22 protein-coding genes are annotated in these 18391 nt (G+C 57.4%); 12 read left to right on the plus strand and 10 right to left on the minus strand.

The features are described from left to right. Window positions 1–116: 116 nt before the first annotated feature. The 4 genes from cyoE (at window position 117) to OHL23_RS14520 (ending at window position 2724) form a co-directional block, all read left to right on the plus strand. Window positions 117–1163 (plus strand): heme o synthase, encoded by a 1047-nt coding sequence (gene cyoE / locus OHL23_RS14505; RefSeq protein ID WP_263352626.1) that lies wholly within the window; start codon window positions 117–119, stop codon window positions 1161–1163. Window positions 1164–1226: 63 nt separating this feature from the next. Next, the gene (locus OHL23_RS14510) at window positions 1227–1796 is read left to right on the plus strand and encodes a DUF420 domain-containing protein (protein WP_263352627.1); all 570 of its coding nucleotides are present in this window, start codon (window positions 1227–1229) and stop codon (window positions 1794–1796) included. Between the two features lie 19 nt (window positions 1797–1815). After that, a complete protein-coding gene (locus OHL23_RS14515; protein WP_263352628.1) occupies window positions 1816–2145 on the plus strand; it encodes a hypothetical protein in 330 nt (109 codons plus the stop codon). A gap of 99 nt (window positions 2146–2244) precedes the next feature. After that, a complete protein-coding gene (locus tag OHL23_RS14520; RefSeq protein ID WP_263352629.1) occupies window positions 2245–2724 on the plus strand; it encodes a single-stranded DNA-binding protein in 480 nt (159 codons plus the stop codon). Between the two features lie 103 nt (window positions 2725–2827). On the opposite strand, the gene OHL23_RS14525 is transcribed toward OHL23_RS14520, so the two are convergent. The 6 genes from OHL23_RS14525 to OHL23_RS14550 form a co-directional block, all read right to left on the minus strand. Then, window positions 2828–3004 (minus strand): Sec-independent protein translocase subunit TatA/TatB, encoded by a 177-nt coding sequence (locus OHL23_RS14525; RefSeq protein ID WP_263352630.1) that lies wholly within the window; start codon window positions 3002–3004, stop codon window positions 2828–2830. 109 nt (window positions 3005–3113) lie between these two features. Further along, on the minus strand, window positions 3114–3512 hold the full coding sequence (locus tag OHL23_RS14530; RefSeq protein ID WP_263352631.1) for a DUF1634 domain-containing protein: 399 nt from the start codon (window positions 3510–3512) through the stop codon (window positions 3114–3116). Continuing rightward, window positions 3509–4345 (minus strand): sulfite exporter TauE/SafE family protein, encoded by an 837-nt coding sequence (locus OHL23_RS14535; protein WP_263352632.1) that lies wholly within the window; start codon window positions 4343–4345, stop codon window positions 3509–3511. Before OHL23_RS14535 ends, OHL23_RS14530 begins: the two co-directional genes overlap by 4 nt. An 88-nt stretch (window positions 4346–4433) precedes the next feature. Further along, window positions 4434–5702 carry a cupin domain-containing protein gene (locus OHL23_RS14540; RefSeq protein ID WP_263352633.1) on the minus strand — a complete coding sequence of 423 codons (1269 nt, stop codon included), beginning with the start codon at window positions 5700–5702 and terminating at the stop codon, window positions 4434–4436. Between the two features lie 212 nt (window positions 5703–5914). Continuing rightward, window positions 5915–6805: a LysR family transcriptional regulator gene (locus tag OHL23_RS14545; protein WP_263352634.1), complete on the minus strand. Its 891-nt coding sequence runs from the start codon at window positions 6803–6805 to the stop codon at window positions 5915–5917. 108 nt (window positions 6806–6913) lie between these two features. Beyond that, the gene (locus OHL23_RS14550) at window positions 6914–7858 is read right to left on the minus strand and encodes a hypothetical protein (protein WP_263352635.1); all 945 of its coding nucleotides are present in this window, start codon (window positions 7856–7858) and stop codon (window positions 6914–6916) included. Window positions 7859–8061: 203 nt separating this feature from the next. On the opposite strand from OHL23_RS14550, the gene cyaY reads away from it, so the two are divergent. From cyaY to OHL23_RS14575, 5 genes are all read left to right on the plus strand, one after another. Further along, the gene (gene cyaY / locus OHL23_RS14555) at window positions 8062–8370 is read left to right on the plus strand and encodes an iron donor protein CyaY (RefSeq protein WP_263352636.1); all 309 of its coding nucleotides are present in this window, start codon (window positions 8062–8064) and stop codon (window positions 8368–8370) included. Window positions 8371–8400: 30 nt separating this feature from the next. After that, complete coding sequence (locus OHL23_RS14560; protein WP_263352637.1) at window positions 8401–9183, plus strand: glycosyltransferase family 2 protein; 783 nt, start codon at window positions 8401–8403, stop codon at window positions 9181–9183. A gap of 89 nt (window positions 9184–9272) precedes the next feature. Then, a complete protein-coding gene (locus OHL23_RS14565; protein WP_263352638.1) occupies window positions 9273–10352 on the plus strand; it encodes a LacI family DNA-binding transcriptional regulator in 1080 nt (359 codons plus the stop codon). A gap of 60 nt (window positions 10353–10412) precedes the next feature. Further along, window positions 10413–10691 (plus strand): type II toxin-antitoxin system ParD family antitoxin, encoded by a 279-nt coding sequence (locus OHL23_RS14570; protein ID WP_263352639.1) that lies wholly within the window; start codon window positions 10413–10415, stop codon window positions 10689–10691. Beyond that, window positions 10688–10990 carry a type II toxin-antitoxin system RelE/ParE family toxin gene (locus OHL23_RS14575; protein WP_263352640.1) on the plus strand — a complete coding sequence of 101 codons (303 nt, stop codon included), beginning with the start codon at window positions 10688–10690 and terminating at the stop codon, window positions 10988–10990. Before OHL23_RS14570 ends, OHL23_RS14575 begins: the two co-directional genes overlap by 4 nt. 50 nt (window positions 10991–11040) lie before the next feature. Here OHL23_RS14575 and OHL23_RS14580 read toward each other — a convergent pair whose 3' ends face one another. Both OHL23_RS14580 and OHL23_RS14585 read right to left on the minus strand, forming a co-directional pair. After that, window positions 11041–11403 (minus strand): hypothetical protein, encoded by a 363-nt coding sequence (locus OHL23_RS14580; protein ID WP_263352641.1) that lies wholly within the window; start codon window positions 11401–11403, stop codon window positions 11041–11043. A 9-nt stretch (window positions 11404–11412) separates the two neighbouring features. Further along, a complete protein-coding gene (locus OHL23_RS14585) occupies window positions 11413–12711 on the minus strand; it encodes a homoserine dehydrogenase (protein ID WP_263352642.1) in 1299 nt (432 codons plus the stop codon). A gap of 141 nt (window positions 12712–12852) precedes the next feature. Here OHL23_RS14585 and OHL23_RS14590 point away from each other — a divergent pair, with 141 nt between their 5' ends. From OHL23_RS14590 to aqpZ, 3 genes are all read left to right on the plus strand, one after another. Continuing rightward, the gene (locus OHL23_RS14590; RefSeq protein ID WP_263352643.1) at window positions 12853–13278 is read left to right on the plus strand and encodes a hypothetical protein; all 426 of its coding nucleotides are present in this window, start codon (window positions 12853–12855) and stop codon (window positions 13276–13278) included. A gap of 155 nt (window positions 13279–13433) precedes the next feature. Continuing rightward, on the plus strand, window positions 13434–15740 hold the full coding sequence (locus OHL23_RS14595; RefSeq protein WP_263352644.1) for a TonB-dependent receptor: 2307 nt from the start codon (window positions 13434–13436) through the stop codon (window positions 15738–15740). Window positions 15741–15857: 117 nt separating this feature from the next. Continuing rightward, window positions 15858–16556, plus strand: coding sequence for an aquaporin Z (gene aqpZ, locus OHL23_RS14600; RefSeq protein WP_263352645.1), 699 nt, complete (start codon window positions 15858–15860; stop codon window positions 16554–16556). 13 nt (window positions 16557–16569) lie between these two features. Here aqpZ and OHL23_RS14605 read toward each other — a convergent pair whose 3' ends face one another. Beyond that, a complete protein-coding gene (locus OHL23_RS14605) occupies window positions 16570–17286 on the minus strand; it encodes an SIR2 family NAD-dependent protein deacylase (protein WP_263352646.1) in 717 nt (238 codons plus the stop codon). Between the two features lie 9 nt (window positions 17287–17295). Continuing rightward, window positions 17296–18264 carry a quinone oxidoreductase family protein gene (locus OHL23_RS14610; protein WP_263352647.1) on the minus strand — a complete coding sequence of 323 codons (969 nt, stop codon included), beginning with the start codon at window positions 18262–18264 and terminating at the stop codon, window positions 17296–17298. Window positions 18265–18391: the final 127 nt, after the last annotated feature.

Here is an 18391-nt window from a genome sequence, read left to right on the forward strand (position 1 = left end):
GGTTGGACCCTTACCATAGTGCGGAAGCATCCAAGTTTCAGCCTTGCTATCATCAGGATAGTTTGCGCCTTACAGAAAACCGGCGGCGTTGCCGCAAGTGAGGTCTTCCCTTCCGAATGTCCACTGCCCCTTCAGCGACCGCCAAAGCGGGAATCCAGTTGCCCGCTCCGGCAGCGGGATCGAAGTCGCCGACAATTTTGGAAAAAGCATCCGGACCGGGAAGCGCCTCCGCCGTGCTGCATCCCGCACCGGGCGCCACGGCTACATTCATAGGCGACCTGCGCGAACTCTTCAAATTTAAGGTGACGGCGATGGTCCTGGTCACCACCTGGGCCGGTTTCTACCTTGGATCGATGCACTCCGGGATCTCCAGCATCCAACGCGGCCAATTCGAAACCTTGCTGGAAACCCTTGTCGGCGTGGCACTTGTCTCCGCAGGCGCAAGCGCGCTGAACGAAGCCCTGGAGCGCAAGACCGACGCCAAGATGATCCGCACCGCCCAGCGGCCCATCGCGGCCGGACGGATTTCGCTCTTCCAGGGCCTCGCGCTCGGTCTGGGAGCAGTCATTTCCGGTGGTCTGTGGTTGCAGTACTTCACCAACCAGCTCACCGTGGGCCTGGCGCTGCTGACCGTCTTCCTGTACGTAGCCATCTACACGCCGCTCAAGCAGGTTACGACGCTCGCCACATTCCTCGGGGCATTTCCCGGCGCGGCAGGTCCGCTGCTCGGGTGGACAGCCGCGCGCGGCCAGATCGAGTGGCCCGGCATTGCCCTCTTCGCGATCCTTTTCGTATGGCAGTTTCCGCATTTCATGGCCATCGCCTGGCTCTACCGGCATGACTACGGCCGCGCCGGCATCCGCATGCTCCCGGTTGTGCAGCCGGACGGCTTTTCCACCGTGATCGAAGCGCTTTTCTATGCGGTGCTCATGATTCCAGTGAGCCTCGCGCCCTGGTGGCTCGGCATGGCCGGGCTGACCTACGCGATCCTGGCCACGGTGCTGGGGCTGGTTTATCTTGGCTACACCATCCGCTTCAGCCGCATTCTGCGCGCCACGACTGAGACGCAAAGCCGCATGTTCGCCCGCGATCTGTTGAAGGTGAGCGTCCTCTACCTGCCGCTGCTGCTCACCGTCCTGATGCTCGCCGCGACTGTGAAATAGCTCTCATTTTTCCTCATGATTCGCGAAGAATCGCCAACGACGAACTAACACTGACCTGGAATTATGACGACTCAAACCACAGCCCACAATCGACAAATACCTCCCACAGCCAGTCCCCGGCCGTACATCGCAGCGATCGTCGCCATCAGCCTGGTGGCCACGCTGTTCCTCTTCTGGCTGATTTATGTTCATCCGGCAGCGGACGCAGCCAGCGTCGAACTCACCTTCCTGCCCGCGCTCAACGCACTGTTCAACGGACTCAGCGCCTCGGCCCTGCTCATCGGCTACACGTTCATCCGGGCGAAGCGAATTCCTGCTCATCGCGCGGCCATGTTCACGGCCTTTGCGTTTTCGTCTCTTTTCCTGGTCAGCTACATCGTCAATCACGCCTTGCATGGCGAAAGCCACTATCCCGGCCACGGCCTCATCAAGACCATCTACCTCGGAATCCTGATCAGCCACGTCCTCCTGAGCGTGATCGCGCTGCCTCTGGTTCTGACGACTTTCTTCTTTTCTCTCAGCGGCAGAATTCCCATGCACCGCAAAATCGCCCGCTGGACCTTCCCAATCTGGTTGTATGTATCGGTGACGGGCGTGGTTGTTTACGCAATGCTGGCCGCGGCGCGGGCATAAGCTGAAGACGAAGGGACGAATGCTCGCAGCCCCGATGGCACCCAAGCGCCAAACAACCGGTCAGGATAACCTTCTACCCGACGACGGCACGACCCAGCTACTACGCTGGGGATCGCTCATCATGGCCGTGGGAGTGGTGGCAATCGGCCTCCTGATGACACTGCTCGGCGGCGTCGGTGTCGAAGGGGCGCGCTCAAACTCCGGCTGGCTGGCGCTGATTACCGGCATGATGTGCCTTCCTTTCGGCTTGATGCTGACCGTCCTGGGCGCGGCAAAGTGGCTGCGCAGGCGCAGTCTGAAACGCGAACTGGGACGCGATCAGGGACGCAATCCAGGGCGCAACAAATAGCAATGCGGCCTTAACTCAACCCCGGCTGGCAGAAGACAGGCGAATCCTCTGCTATTCTTTTTCCTTACGTCCCGTGATTGGGCAAGTGGAGCGAATTTTATGGCAAAGAGCGTAAACAAAGTAATTCTGTTGGGAAATGTGGGCAAAGACCCGGATATTAAGGTTCTGCCGAGCGGGCAGCCCGTGGCCAACTTCTCGATTGCGACCAGCGAACGGTTCAAAGACCAGCAGGGCAACTGGCAAGACCGCACCGAATGGCACAACCTGACCGCCTACGGGAAACTGGCCGAGATTGTGCGTGACTACGTGAAAAAGGGCAACAAGCTTTACGCCGAGGGCCGCCTGACCACCCGCAGTTGGGACGACAAGGAAAGCGGCAAGAAGGTCTACCGGACCGAGATTGTCGTCGGCGACATCTCGCTGCTCTCAGGCCGCGGTGAGGAAGGCGGAAGCTCCGGCGGAAGCTATCAGCAGCGCGGCAGCAATTCCAGCAACACATCGAGCTTCGATCAGCGCCCTTCCGGCGGTGACGACTACGCACACTCGGCAGAAATCACCGACGACGACATACCCTTCTGACCACTTTCGAGGCCATGGATGCGCAACTGATGACAGGGCGCATCCATGGAGCTTCATCAATCCATGGATGCCCGTCCGCAGAAAGCACGGACCACCATCCTCACTAAGCCTTGTTCGTGGGTTGATCCTCTTCGCGAAAGCCTTTAATTCCATCCCGAAATGCGCGAAACCCTTCGCCGATTCCCTTGCCCAGTTCCGGAATCTTCTTCCCTCCGAAGAAGAGCACGACGATTCCAAGGACTACTGCGAGGTGGGTGGGGGTGAATAAATTTTCAAGCATGAGGAGTCTCCTTTCGATGAGGCTCGTTTCAACAATTGGTGAATGCGAGGGCGAAGACTGAATGTATCTGACGATCAGTCGTGCCTCTCGGATTGATATCGAAGTCAATTCAGTGCAGCAATAGACTGCCCATTAGAGTCGCCAGCACAACACATGTGATGGCGACATAGATGCGGTCACGCTCCAAAGCAAAGCCGACAATCGAGAACGTCACCCGGATGATCGGGGTGAGCAGGAGCGCTATGATTCCCAATTGCGTTATGGCCAGCCCACGTTCTAGCTGGGTAACGCCATGAAGTTCGAATGCCTGACGCAGCATCAGACCAGGAAAGGCATAGAGCGAATGAGTGCCCTCAAAAAGATGGAAAGATACAGGCTTTGCATCCGGAGCTGTCAGAAATAGGAGTCCGCCAACAATTCCGGTTATGCTCGCTACGAGGACACCGCCGCGCAGGGTAGCCCCGATCAACCGTTGCAATTTCGTATCAGTCAATACAATAGCGCTCATAGCCTTCCTCTCAATCCCTGCGTAATCATCTGGACTGCAATCACTACGACAACCACGGCAAAAATGCGGCGTAATGTCATTACTGGCATACGAGGCAGGAGCCTTGCTCCAAGCATTGAGCCCCCAAGTACACCGAGCATAACCGGTAGTGCGATGAGCGGATGAATGTATCCGCGCTTGAGATAAATTGCGGCGCTCGCAACCCCTGTCACACCGATCATTAAGGAACTGGTAGCCGTCGATACTTTGAACGGAATGCCCATGATGCGATCCATCGCAATTACCTTAAGAGCTCCCGACCCGATGCCCAGCATTCCGGATAGCACGCCTGCCACGTACATCAGTCCGAAGCCCGACTTTGCGCGTGATACGCGATAATCGACTGTTCCCTCTGAGGAATGAAACACGCCGTTGAGCTGAAGCGTCTCGCAGAGAGGGTCCGCCGCCTGATTCCGATTCTGCTGTTTCTTTGCCTGAATCACCTGCCAGGCTGAGTGAAGGAGTACTGCGCCAAAAAGAATTGCCAGCGCGTTTGTTGGCGTCCTGCTGGCGAGGATTGCCCCACAGATTGCGCCCGCCGTTGTTGCCATTTCCAGAAACATGCCGATGCGTATGTTGGAGAGGCCGTCCTTCACATATGCCGCAGCCGCACCTGAGGATGTTGCGATAACTGAAACCAGACTTGCTCCGATGGCATAGCGAATATCCACACCCAGTAGAAGTGTGAGCGCGGGAGTAACAACGATCCCGCCGCCAAGCCCCGTCAACGCTCCAAGGAGGCCGGCCGAGATAGAAACAAGAAAGACAATAAGTGTGAATTCATACGCAGTCATTTTTACCTTTCATCACCGCGCGAGTGAAACACGGCGCGGAATACTGGGTTGGAACCAGTCGTCCGCGCCGGCTGGAGATGGAATTGGATTATCCTGCGATGACTGCCTGCTTCTCCGAAGGAATCTTCTTGAGCGTTTCCGCATCGAGATTCAAGTGAGAAGTGGCCATTTCCGGCGGCATGCGCCTGATCCAGTTGTTCAAGGAGATATCCAGGAATCGCGGTGCTTTGAACATTTCAAGGAACACAAGATCTTCTGTGCCAGTGTTCTCGATGTAGTGTCCTGCGACTGCGGGAACAAAGCCCACGTCATTCGCATTAAAGTCCATCGTGCGAGCTCTGCCTTCCGGCATAACGATGGTCATGCGGCCCTTTCCAGATAGCCAGAACTGCCACTCCGTTGCGTTGGGGTGCCAGTGCAGCTCGCGCATCCCTCCCGGCTTGAGACGTACCAATCCGGCTGCAACGGTGGTGCTGGCCGGAAAGTTCGACGAATCGACGACACGTACTTCGCCGCCCGCGCTCGTGAATGTAGGGGCCATCGATCCCATCTTGAATGTGTACTGCTGCGGCGCCTGGACGCGGCTTCCTCCAATTGCGGCCTTGTCTGCGGCCAGCGATTGCGGCAGGTCTGCCGGGAAGATATACAGCTGTTCTTTCGGGAGCTTCGCGATATCGCTCGGTGACAGACGCGAATTTTTGGTCAGGATGTCTGGCGGAATGTGGGCAACAAACTCGGAGAGCAGGAAGGTATTGTCCTCTGAGAAATTCCCTTCATCAAATACCAACAGGAACTGGCAGCCGTCTTTCCCAAGCCCTTGAATCGAATGCGGATATCCGGCCGGGAAGAACCAAAGATCACCTGGGCCCACGTCATCGATGAACATGGTTCCATCCGGATTCAACACCGAGACGCGTGCAGTTCCATACTCCATAAACGCCCACTCGTTGGCTGTATGCCAGTGCAACTCGCGGAAGCTGCCCGAGGTCAGGCGCATGTTTACTCCGGCGAGATCTTTCGAAGTGGGAAGCTCTCTTTGGGTCACCTGATGTGTCCAACCGCCCTCTTCAACGCGCTTACGAGAAAGGTCAAAAGAGTACCAGACCGGGCCGATCTCGCCGTGGTCTGTCGGTGGAGGTGTATTGGTGTGCGGATTCTGTTTGAGCAGTACCCGATTTTCAGGCCCTGGATCGCTCGATGAATTGTCACCCTCTGCTTTGGCCGTGTCATCGCGCTGTTGCGCATTGGCCGTCAGACCCGCCATTGCAACTGTTGCCAGCGCGGCTGATCCAACTCCCAGGAAACTACGTCTCGACACTCCGTCGAGAAATGGCTTCTCTTCATTCTGATCGCTCATGTCTCTCTACTCCTTGTTTATTACAGTGTTTCGAAGTGCCGTTTAAGGCCGTTGCACTTTCAATTACGATTACAAAAGAGCAGCCATAGATTCGTCCAATCGTATTATTCGCATTCAATAATTAGATTTTGTTATTACAGAAAAAACGCATAGAAGGGCATGGCCAGGAAGAGACGCAGATCATAACTTGACTTATCGTTTTTGCATATAACTTAACTAATCGTCTTGCATACCTTGCGCGCAACAGAGACGAACGATTCGACAAGGGATGAGTTATTGCCTGCTCGTGTGGCAAGTGCGATCTCGGAATGTTCTGTTGATTTCGACAATGGCTTCATTACGATATTTCTCGACTGAGCACGAACCACGGATTGCGGCAGGATTGCAATGCCAGCGCCTGCCCCAACCAACGCAATCGCGGTGTACATCTCACCTGTTTCCTGAACAATATTCGGGCTGAAGCCTTCGCGGTTGCATATTTGCATAACGGAATCAAAGAAACCAGGCGCCCAGCGCCGGCCATATGCGACAAACGGCTCCTCCCGCAACTGCGCAGCGCGAAGCTGCTTCTCCTTGGCAAGCCGGTGTTCTTTCGGCAATATCACCACAAATTTCTCTCGATGGATGATGGTGATGCTCAACTGATCATTGGATAGGGGTAATCGTACAAACCCAATATCAAGGGTCTTCTCAAGCAACCCTTCTACCTGATTGGCAGTCTGTATATTGATCAGATCGAGAGCCACTTCAGGATGTTGTTTCCTGAACTCGATTACGATGCCGGGAACAATTTCGAGCGCCGCTGAAGAAACAAAGGCAATCTTGAGCCTTCCGAATTCGCCACGAGCTGCCTTTTGTGCACGATCCGCAGCTTGCCTGGCCCGGGCTAAAGTGGCTCTGGCCTCTTCAAGAAAGATCGTTCCAACATCGGTAAGCTTGACCGTTCGCCGGTTGCGCGCAAGCAGTTGGACGCCGAGTTCTTCCTCAAGTTTCTGGATCTGGCCAGTGAGTGCCGGTTGAGAGATGTGAAGCTGCACTGCTGCGCGCACAAAGCTCAATTGATCTGCCACGGCGACGAACGATGTCAGGTGCTTTAGCTCCACTGAATTCCTTATCTCGCAGCCCGCTATCCCCATCATAGTATCGGGCCTCAGACTCTGCGATGGTCAGGATCAGAACAGGCCGTCAGCACTAAAACAATTGCCCGGAAGTCAGCGCGAAGTAACCAATGAGGCGGGTTGCGCTCCGGCAGCAATCACAGGCTCACGAACCAGCGCCGCGGCCTGTTGCAGACTCAACCCGGAGGGCACGGGCGTAAAGCCGCCGCGAACCTCGCTCGTCTCGCGCGCGATGGTTTTGAACAGCATTGCGCGGCCAATCATGTGAACCTCCAGCCGCTGCGTCTTCCAATCGCCATTGCCGGAAGCGGAACTGCCCGCATTGACGTGGGTTCTCTCTAGCCGGAACCACCCGCCCTTGTACAGACGGCCCAGGAATCCATAGCCGAAGTCCACATTCTCCTGCAGCTTGCCATCGAGGCGCACCAGCCGCTTGTGATCCACGCTGATCCAGAGATCGCCAGTCATCGCGTGAAAAATGCGCGATTCAATCGAGTGCGCTGGATAGTCGGGATTGGGACGGAAGCGCATGTGATAACACGCGCATTCCGGCATCTGCGGACTCCTAGCTTCTTCCTCCGCAGGCTCATAGAGAAAGGCATCGGGAAGAAGCGCGAGGATGCGGCCAATGCGATGCTCGTCGTCTGAATATTCTTTGCGATGCTGTGCCTGCTCGCTCGGCGAAGTCAGCAAATGCTGCAGCCTGCGGTCTTCGTCCTCGCGGGCATCTTCCGAGAGAGGGTGGCCGTTGTTCAACTCCAGCCGTGCAACCGGACCATCTGGAGTCTCGACCGCTTCCTGCATTTGAGTCTCTTTGCTGGAATGCCGTTCGATCCAATAGCGCCAGTAGCCATGCGTGTCATGATCGTGAAGCTCGTTATAGACCACCTCGCGAACCAAATAAGCGGAATTCCCGTCCGCCTTCGCTCCCGCACTTCTGACCGCAAATGGGGACTCTCCGCCCGCCGTGATCGGGGCGAGCGCAAGCCCCAAAACCGCCGTCACACAACAGAATCCGATGAGCTTTCGTATTTTCACGATTGTCTCCAGTCGAAGTGGTGTTGGTTGAAGTGGCCTTACGTTTATTAGACTGCTGCAAATCAAGTAAAGGGTGTACGAAGCGGATGTGAATTGACAGAGAAAACCGGTACAAAGCCCAACAAAAGCCAAATCGGAGTTAATCGCGCGCCCTTCTGTCCCAATTTGGGCAGAAAATAGCCTTGAATTGATACACTGGCGGCATGATGGACGAAGTGGAATTTCGCAAGGCGGCCGATGCGGCCATTGAAGAACTCAAACAGGAACTCTACGCCTCCGAAGACGACGGCAACTTTGAAGTAGAAGAGCAGGCCGGCGCGCTTTATGTAATCTTCGAGGAACCCGAAGGCAAATTCGTGATCACACCTAATACTCCAGTGCAACAGATCTGGATCTCCGCCCGCAGCACCAGCTTCAAGCTGGATCTCACCACCGAAGGCTTTGTCCTGTCCAAGACGGGCGAGAAACTCGGCCCGCTGGTGAAGCGCCTGATTGAAGAGCACACTGCCTGATCTCGCCCCATTCAGCCAATACCCCATCCGATGAAGCTCTCCATAGCTATCCTGGCCTGCAACGAGGCGGCGAATCTTCGCCGTACACTCCCCAGCGTTGCCTGGGCCGACGAGCTGGTCCTGGTCGATTCCGGCTCTACGGACGATACGGTCGCCATTGCAAAGGAGTTCGGCGTCAAGGTCTTCATTGAGCCATGGAAAGGCTACGGGCCGCAGATGAACTCCGCCATCGACAAATGCACCTCACCCTGGGTCTTTTCGCTCGACGCGGACGAAGAGCTGACACCGGAGTTGCAGACCGAGATTCGGGCGCTGCTTGTAGGCGAGCCAAAGTTTGATGCCTACTGGGTGCCGCGCCGCAATCAGATATTCGGCCGCTGGATGCGCTACGGCGGGCAGTATCCCGACTATAAGCTGCGCCTGTTCCGCCAGGGAACGGCGCGCCTGCCCGAAGATACCGAACCGCACGCGACGCCTAAGTGGCCCGGGCCCAAGGGTAAGTTACGCGGCGACCTGCTGCATTACCAGTATCCGACCGTCGCGCTCTATGTCGAACATATGAACCGCTACAGCTCCGCCAGCGTCCCGCTCGTCCTGCGCAAAGACCGAAGCTGCCGCGGTCTCTTTGAATTCCTGGCCATGACGGTTGTGAATCCCGTACTTACCTTCGTGAAAAACTATTTCTTTCGGAGCGGCTTTCTGGATGGCCGCGAGGGGCTGCTTTTTCATCTCTATCACTCGGCTTACACGAGCTGGAAGTACGCCAAAGCCTGGGAATCCACCCGATCTTTGAAGTCAGATAGCCCACGCTAAAACCCCGTTTCTTCGAAATGTCAGTTTTCGGTACTTTCCTTCTGGAAAAGCCTTTTACTCCATACTTCAATTCTGTTACAAATTGACGGATGCCAAAGGTACCGTCAGATTCGAAGCCTGGCCATGTCAACCTGAAAATGCTGGCCGAGCATCTTCAGCTATCACAGACAACGATTTCGCTGGTCTTAAACAACTCTCCGTCTGCGAAATCGATTCCGCAGGAAACGCGCCAGCGCGTCCTGGACGCCGCCGAGAAGTTGAATTACCGGCCTAACTACTTCGCGCGGTCGCTACGCCAGAGCCGCAGTATGAGCGTCGGCGTGCTCGCGCCCGATCTCAGCGAAGGTTACTTTACCCGCGTAATGAGCGGCGTGGTCGAGGAACTGACACTGGCCAGGTACTTCTATTTCACCGCATGCCATGACTGGCGTCCCGAGTTGCTCGAAGAGTACCCGCGCATGCTGGTGGAACGCGCCGTAGACGGCTTTCTGCTCCTGAACACTCCAGCTGAGATCGACGTGCCGGTGCCTGTGGTGGCAATCTCGGCACACGGCTCCGAGGCAGGCGTGACGCATATCGTGCTTGACCATCTCAAGGCCGCCGAACTGGCCCTTGGTCATCTCTACGAGCTTGGCCACCGGCGCATTGCCTTCATGCGCGGACCGAAAGCCATCCCGGACTCGGACTTTCGCTGGGAAGGGATCGAGCAGGCCGCCCGGGCACTCGGATTGGAGCTGGACGCCAGCCTCGAAACCCGCATCGACGCCGGAAACGGCAACGGAAGCTGGAGCGAAAAGACCGGCCACCACCCCATGTCGCCCGAGATCGGCTACCTGCCGATGAAACAGTTGCTTGCAAGAACCCGCGCCTTCACCGCAGTCTTCTGCTTCAATGACATTGCCGCAATTGGCGCGATTCGCGCCCTCAGCGAGGCCGGATTGCGCGTCCCGGCCGATGTTTCCGTCGTCGGCTTCGACGATATTCAGTCCGCCGCTTTCTGCACGCCCAGCCTGACAACAGTTCGGCAACCACTGAACGAGATGGGCAAGCGCGGCGCGCGAATCCTGCTGGAGCGCATCGCCAACCCCGAAAAGACAGAACTCGCAGCCGAAGTGGTCATGGAGCCGGAGCTGGTTGTGCGGGAGTCGACCGGCCCGATCAAGGCATAGACGAAGTTCTGCAAAAACCGGAATATTCGAGTAGGATAGAATCCTATTCGGAGCGGATTTATGCGAACAACTCAGCAATTCAGCATTACGCTAACGAACGAAATGGCACAAATGGTCCGTGCCAAGGTCGAATCCGGCGAGTATGCGAGTGAGAGTGAAGTCATTCGCGATGGACTGCGGACCCTGCAACTCCATGAACGGGCGCTGGAAACCTGGCTTCGGGAGCAGGTTGCTCCGGCTTACGATGCGATCAAGGCCGATCCGTCCAGGGCTGTCTCGGCAGACAAGGTGCGCGCCTCGCTGGCTGCTGCCCGTAAATCGACACTGCGCGCCGGATGATCTATCGCGTTATCTATACGCCCGAGGCAGAGGCTCAGCTTGTAGCCCTCTATTTCTATATCGCCGCGGCAGCCTCGCCAGAGATTGCCGCTAAGTACACAGAAGATATCGTGAGCCAATGCGAGAGTCTCGCGACCTTTCCCCTGCGAGGCACGGTGCGAGAAGAGATTCGTCCAGGTTTGCGTACGATGGGCTATAAGAAGCGAGTTACAATCGCCTTCGATGCTACAGATGGCCAAGTGACTGTTTACGGAATCTTCTATGGCGGACAGGACTTTGAGACGGCATTGCGCGAATAGGTGCTCTTTGCTGCGACCTCAAGACCCTTCGCGTACTCGGATGGCGTCCATCAAACATAGGTAGACTTGCCCGCGTAGTGGATCGAATAAGATTCATATTGATCGCTGTCGTCGTATATCTCGAGCTGTGTGCCATTCTCAAAGCCCAGACATAATACGCTGCCCGCTGACATCTGCGACGAGACAATTGCTACATTGAGCAACTTCAGGAGGAAGTCGGCTTCTTCTCTGAAATCCTCAGATTTCTTGCACGCACCGTCCCCGTCTACGCATCCGATCGAGGACCAGATCGAGACCGTGGCCAAGGTATCTCCCTGAAAGTTAAGAATGAGATCATGCGGACCAAAGCAAGCCTGAATCAGTGTCTGGCCGACGAAGAAGCTAACATCGGTATCCGGGCTCAGTCCATGCATTCCGTATCCCTACTTCTCCAGCATCTGCAGGTCCAACGGCTTCTCCAGCAGCGCAGACATCTGACCAATCTCCTTCAACGCGCGTTTGAGCGACGAAGTCTTGCAAGGCTCAACCGTGACCACAAACGGCAATTTATCGAGCGAAAATCCCGGCTTCTGAAGGATAGCGTTCAAATTGATGTTCTCACGGGCCAGCGCTCCGGCAATGCCGGCCACGATGCCAGGCCGGTCGCTGACCGTGAATCGAATGTAGTGCGGCACTTCCAGCTCGGTGCCAACCGTGGCAGGCTTGCTGGGAATCGCTATCCGGCACGATCCCTGGGCCAGCCCGACCAGGTCGCTCACCACTGCGACCGCAGTGGGATGGCCGCCAGCGCCATGACCAGAGAAGACGACATCTCCGCCATAGTGGCCGGTGGTGACAACCATGTTTTCCGTTCCCCGCGACCAGGCCAGCGGTGAGGTCAGTGGCACCAGCATCGGCCGGACGGTCGCGGCCAGATGGCCATCGACGCGCTCCGCGCGGGCAATCTGCCGGATCGTGCAATTCAAATCCCGGGCATACGAGAAGTCGATAGCCGTAACTTCGGTAATCGGGCAAGCCAGAATATCTTCCGGATGCACCTGCGCCCGTAGCGCCAGACGGATCAGAATCGACAGTTTAGCCCGTGCATCGTATCCGGCCACGTCTTCCGTGGGATCGGCTTCGGCGTAGCCCAGCGCTTGTGCTTCGGCCAGCACAGCGCCGTATTCCGCGCCAGCCTCCATTTTGCTGAGAATGAAGTTGCATGTGCCGTTCAAGATTCCTTCCACACGATCCACGCGATCGCCGGCAAGACCGTGCTCCAGGCCTGGAATGACCGGAATGCCCCCGGCAACTGCGGCTCCGTAAAGCAAATGCAGGCCGTTGGCGGCGGCCATCGATTCAAGTTCGAGGCCGTGATAGGCGATCAACTTCTTGTTCGCGGTCACGACGCTTTTTCCGGATGTCAGGGCCTTGCGCACCCAGTCTCCGGCTGGCTGCAATCCGCCAGCGAGCTCGACGATGATGTCCGGGCCTCCCGGCGAACGCGCCAGGATGGATTCCGTATCCTCGGTCCAGGTGACCGAAGCCGGAACCCAGTCAACTCGCTTGCGGTCGACATTGCGATTGACGATGTGCGTCAGTTCCAGGCCAGCCGGGGCCGATTCAACAAGGATGCGGGCCACCGAACTGCCAACGGTGCCAAAGCCGAAGATGGCGACGCGGAGCGGACGGGAAGAGTTTGTCGGAAACGAAGACGAAACGGACGCGGAGCTTTGAGACACGGAGACTTCCTCTTGTTTGAAACTCTTGTTTACTGCATAAGGGTACGAAACCAAGGCGCGAAGGATTACGGGAATTCGCGTTTTTCCGATAATACCTGAGGCGATGCCTCCGGGAATGCGGCTCGTGTACGATAAAGTCGGATGCGACGGACTCTTTCCATTTTAATGCTGCTGGTTCTCGGATTGGGACAGGCAGCTCCCGCAAGCATACTGGCGTCTGGCCTGATGTCCGGTCCGGCTTCAGTATGGTCCGGCAAGGTGGATGAATCGCGCCTGCCCGCTTGCTGCCGTCGCAATGGCAAGCATCATTGCGCCATGGACTCGGAAGCGTCACAGGCGGTTGACTCCAGCGGCGAGACGACGATTTCCGCTCTGGACTCATGCCCGTTCATGCCCCACGCGTTGACTTCGACCGCTCCATCGGTCATGGCAATCGCGGCTTCGGCGGCCAATTCATCGGCCCTCGCGTCCGAGCTACGCGTCGAGCACGGCGTCGTCACAGCAGCTCAAATGAGCGAACGCCGCAGCTGGTCTCAGCGCGGACCGCCCGAAGCGCAAATCCTCTAAAATTCCCATCTTCAATTCCACTCCGGGCCTGATCACCGGGGGAAGCCGTGCGATTCAAGACGCGGCTAACAGCGGCACGACTGATAGCCAATATCGGCCTGCCGGGCGCGAGTGCATCTACTAACTCGCATTCCTGTTTCATTTTTGGAGTTTGTATGCGTTTACGTACTTTAATTACTGTGGCCTTCCTGTCGTTATGGGCAGCTTTTGGATCGATTCCGAGCCTGGCTACAGTATTTTCTTCTCTGCATGGCGTGGTTCACGATGGACAGCATTTTCCTGTCAAGGGAGCGGAAGTTACGATACACGCCGCTGATTCGGACTTCGAATTGACGGCAACAACCGATGGTAACGGCCAGTTCGATCTGGCTTCTGTGCCGCTCGGCACCTATCGCATTCACGTAGAGGCCAACGGATTCTCCGACGCGGAAGAAGTCGTGACTCTGCTCTCGGGGACCCATCCTGTGTTGCACTTCGCCCTGAATGTAGCCAGTCTCAAGACAACCGTCACAGTCAATGGAACGGAGAGCCTGGTCGACTCCGTCACGCCTACGACCCTGGTTTCGCGCGCGGATATTGACGAAACCCCAGGCGCCGGCCGCACCATCGGCTCGCAGATGATCACCGACTACGTCCCCGGCGCATATATGACCCACGACATGCTCCACATGCGCGGCGGCCACCAGACCACCTGGCTTCTCGATGGAATCGCGATTCCCAATACCAAGATCGCCTCCAACGTCGGCCCGCAGATCGATCCCAAAGACATCGACCAGTTGGAAGTCGAGCGCGGCAGCTACGATTCGGAGATCGGCGACCGCACCTACGGCGCCTTCAACGTGCTGCCAAGAAGCGGCTTTGAACGCAATCGCGACGCCGAGTTGCTGGTAACGGGCGGCACCTACGATACTGGCGAAACCCAGCTCTCGCTAGGCGATCACTCCGCCCGAACCGCCTGGTACACAAGCGTCACCGGCTCGCGTTCCAACTACGGCCTGGCTACGCCGGTAGCGGCTGTCTTTCACGACGCGACCAACTCCGAGAGCGTTTTCGCGTCCGTAGTGCGCAACCAGACCCCGAAAGACCAGCTCCGGTTCACCGGGCAGTTCCGCAATGATCACTTCGATGTACCCTACGATCCCAGCAACACCGATTACGAATTCACCTCGGGCTACTACGACTCTTTCGGCCTCCGCGACGCGCAGACCGAGCACGATGGGTTTCTCATCGCCAACTGGGTGCACACCATCTCGTCCAAGGCAATGTTCCAGATCGCTCCCTTCTACCACCTCAACGAATCCGACTACGACTCGCTTCCGACCGATCCGACCGTGGCGACCACGTGGCACCAGCGATCCAACTACGCCGGCGCACAAGCCGACCTCCGCGCTGACGTAGGCAAGAGAAACAGCTTCTCCGGCGGCCTGTACTCGTTTTTCCAGAACGAGAGCGACCTCTTCGGGTTCATCGTCAACGACGGCTCAGCGCAATCCCAGCCCAACACCACAGGCGTGGCCAACGCAGGGCTAGTCGAGTTCTACATTTCCGACCACCTGCGCGTGAACCAATGGATCACGCTCCTTGGCGGAATGCGCTTCTCGATCTACCACGGTGGTCTCGACGAGAGCGCGGCCTACCCACGCATCGGCGCAACAGCGGAGATCCCCAAGCTGCACTGGGTCCTGCGCGGCTATTACGGACACTTCTTCCAGCCCGCCCCGCTAGAAACCGTCTCAGCCTCCGTGCTGAACTACGCAAGCAACCTGCCGGCCGGCGAAAACACCTTCACTCCCATCCCGTCCGAACGCGACGAAGAGCACCAATTCGGCATTCAGATCCCCTACAAAGGCTGGGTGCTCGATGTCACCAACGTGAAGAACCGTGTGAACAATTTTCTCGATCACTCGAACCTCGGCGAATCGAATATGTATTTCCCGATTGCCGTCGACGGCGCATTGGTTCGGGCCTGGGAAACAACGCTCCGTTCGCCGCGACTGGCGAAACTCGGGCAGTTTCATTTGACGTATTCCAATCAGATCGCCGAGCAGCGCGGCAACATCATTGGCGGATTCACCTGCAGTATTCCCAACGACCCGGCCTGCTATCTCGGCCCGGACTACACCCCGGTTGACCACGATCAACGCGACACCCTGAACACCGGATTCACGACCAATCTTCCGGTGCATACATGGTTCTCGACGAACGTGTACTACGGCTCAGGATTTACGAATGGCCTTGCGGGTGCCAACGAGGGCCCGTACAACGGAGCGTACCTGCCGGCGCACACTACCTTTGATATTTCAGGCGGCCATGCGTTCGGCGAACGGCTTCACCTGTCAGCAAGCGTGCTCAATGTTACCAACCACCGCGTCCTGCTCGATAACTCAGTTACCATCGGCGGATTCCACTACAACGATCCGCGCATAATTTCAGCGCAGTTGAAGTATCGCTTTCACTTTTGATCTGCAACGACAGGAATTAACTTGCCTCCACGGACGGAAGTCGTGTAATGTTTGCGCGCGTAGCGGCGAAGACATCCAGCACAATTCCGCTATAGATTAAACCCGTGGAGGAGTCCCGTGTCTCTCATTAAGCGCTCGTTCGCTGAGTGTTTTGGAACTTTTTGGTTAGTCTTTGGCGGATGTGGCAGCGCGGTGTTTGCCGCTGCCTATCCGACCCTCGGCATCGGATTCGCCGGGGTCGCGCTGGCCTTTGGGCTGACGGTGCTGACCATGGCCTTCGCCATCGGCCACATCTCCGGATGCCACCTGAACCCGGCCGTCACTGCAGGACTCGTGGCAGGCAAGCGATTCCCCGCCAGCGAGGCCTTGCCTTACATCCTCGCGCAGGTTGTTGGAGCAGTTCTTGCAGCCGGTGTGCTGTTCGTAATCGCCAGCGGCAAGGCCGGCTTCAGCCTTGCCGGAGGATTCGCCTCCAACGGCTACGGTGACCACTCCCCCGATCATTACTCACTCATGGCCTGCCTCGTGGCGGAGATCGTGCTGACTGCGTTCTTCCTCATCGTCATCATGGGATCGACCGACTCACGCGCCCCCAAGGGCTTCGCGCCCATCGCCATCGGGCTCTGCCTCACGCTGATTCATCTCATCAGCATTCCCATCACCAACACTTCGGTGAATCCAGCGCGCAGCACCGGCCAGGCGCTATTCGTGCAAGGATGGGCGCTCGAACAACTCTGGCTCTTCTGGGTGGCTCCGCTCGTTGGCGGCATTCTCGGCGGCCTCATCTACAACGGACTGTTCGGGAAAGAAAATTAAGTCCACAATTGCTTCAACTCACAGACAGCAGGCCGGGGAGCACTTCCCCGGCCTTTCCTGTCACCACGTGCGTAAAGGCAGATGCATTCAGCGGAGCTTCCGGACCGACATAAACAGTCCTCGCGCCGCCCTGCCGCGCCCAGTGGACAAAGTTGGCCGCCGGATAAACAGACCCCGAAGTACCAACGACAAGCATCAGCGTAGAGCGGCGAATCTCGACCGTGATCCAATCCATCTCCAGCGGCGTTTCGCCAAACCAGACGATGTGCGGACGCAGCAGCGCTCCACAGGCACATCGCGCAACGTTGGCCAGTGTTGGATAGAGCGCGTGATCTGTTTGCGGCGGTTCGCCGCACTCCTCGCTGCATCGCGATGTAAACAGCTCCCCATGCATGTGGACGAGACGCCGCGAACCGGCTTTCTCATGCAGATTGTCCACGTTCTGCGTGCATAGAAGATAACGCTCGCCTAACTCCGACTCCAGCTTTGCCAGCGCAAGATGCCCAGGGTTCGGCTGCGCTTTTTCCGCAGCCTCGCGCCGGGCCGAATAGAACTGCCAGACAAGCTCAGCGTTGCGATCCCATGCCTCCGGCGTGCAGACATCCTCAATACGATGGCCTTCCCAAAGCCCATCCGCAGCGCGAAAGGTCGGCAAACCGCTTTCCGCGCTGATCCCAGCGCCTGTGAGCACAAATACCTGATCCTCTGCGGTGATTTCAATCGTCGACACAAGAGTCCTCTACGGAATCAGCAGCAGCTTACCGGTCGTATTGCGCGAAGCAATGTCGATCTGCGCCTGCGCTGCCTCGGCGAGCGGGTAGGTGTGAGAGGCGCGGACCTTGAGCTTGCCTTCTTCAATCCAGCGAAAGACGTCTCCGGCCCTCCATTCAAGATCCTTGCGGGTAGCAATGTAATCCTTGAGCGTTGGGCGAGTCACAAACAGCGAACCTCGCGTGCTCAATTGAATCAGGTCGAACGGCGGCACCGCTCCGCTCGACCCGCCAAAGAGCACCATCATGCCGCGCGGGCGCAGGCAGTTCAGCGATTTCTCAAAAGTCGTCTTGCCCACCGAGTCGTAGACCACATCCACGCCGCGCCCTTCCGTGAGCCGCTTCGTCTCGGTCTCGAAATCAGCTTCGGTATAAAGAATGACCTCGTCCGCACCTGCTGTGCGGGCCAATTCAGCTTTCGCCTGTGTCGAAACGGTGGCAATCACTCGTGCCCCAATCGCATGAGCCATCTGAACCAGAAGCTGACCCGTCCCGCCCGCTGCGGCATGAATCAGCGCCGTATCGCCGGACTTGAGCGGGAAGGTCGAATGCGAAAGATAGTGCGCCGTCATGCCTTGCAGAATCGCCGCAGCAGCCTGCTTCAAATCCAAGCCAGCCGGCACTCTGACCAGTTGAGTGGCCGGGACCAGTGCATATTCCGCATAGCTTCCGATCACGCCGGTAGACGCAACCGCATCGCCAACGGCAAAACCGTCCACGCCGTCGCCAAGCTGCTCGACCGTTCCCCCAGCTTCCATTCCCGGAATCAGCGGCAGCGGAGCCTTGTACCGGCCCTCGCGAAAGTAGATCTCGATGAAGTTGACGCCCGTAGCCGCGATCTTGATGAGCACTTGCCCCGGACCGGGCGTAGGGATGGGAATCTCGGCCACGGTAAGCACTTCCGGGCCGCCTGTCTGGTGAATCTGAATAGCTTTCATGACTTGCTCAGAATACCCTGTCCGGGGTGCCCTCTGCCCCTCGAATCATAGGCGTCGGGGATCAAGTGATTCGTTGTACAGAATCGAGAGAGGCATCAGCGCTTCAATTACACGATTTGCTTTCTCG

The organism is Acidicapsa acidisoli (genome assembly GCF_025685625.1).
GTDB classification, from domain to species: Bacteria; Acidobacteriota; Terriglobia; order Terriglobales; family Acidobacteriaceae; genus Acidicapsa; species Acidicapsa acidisoli.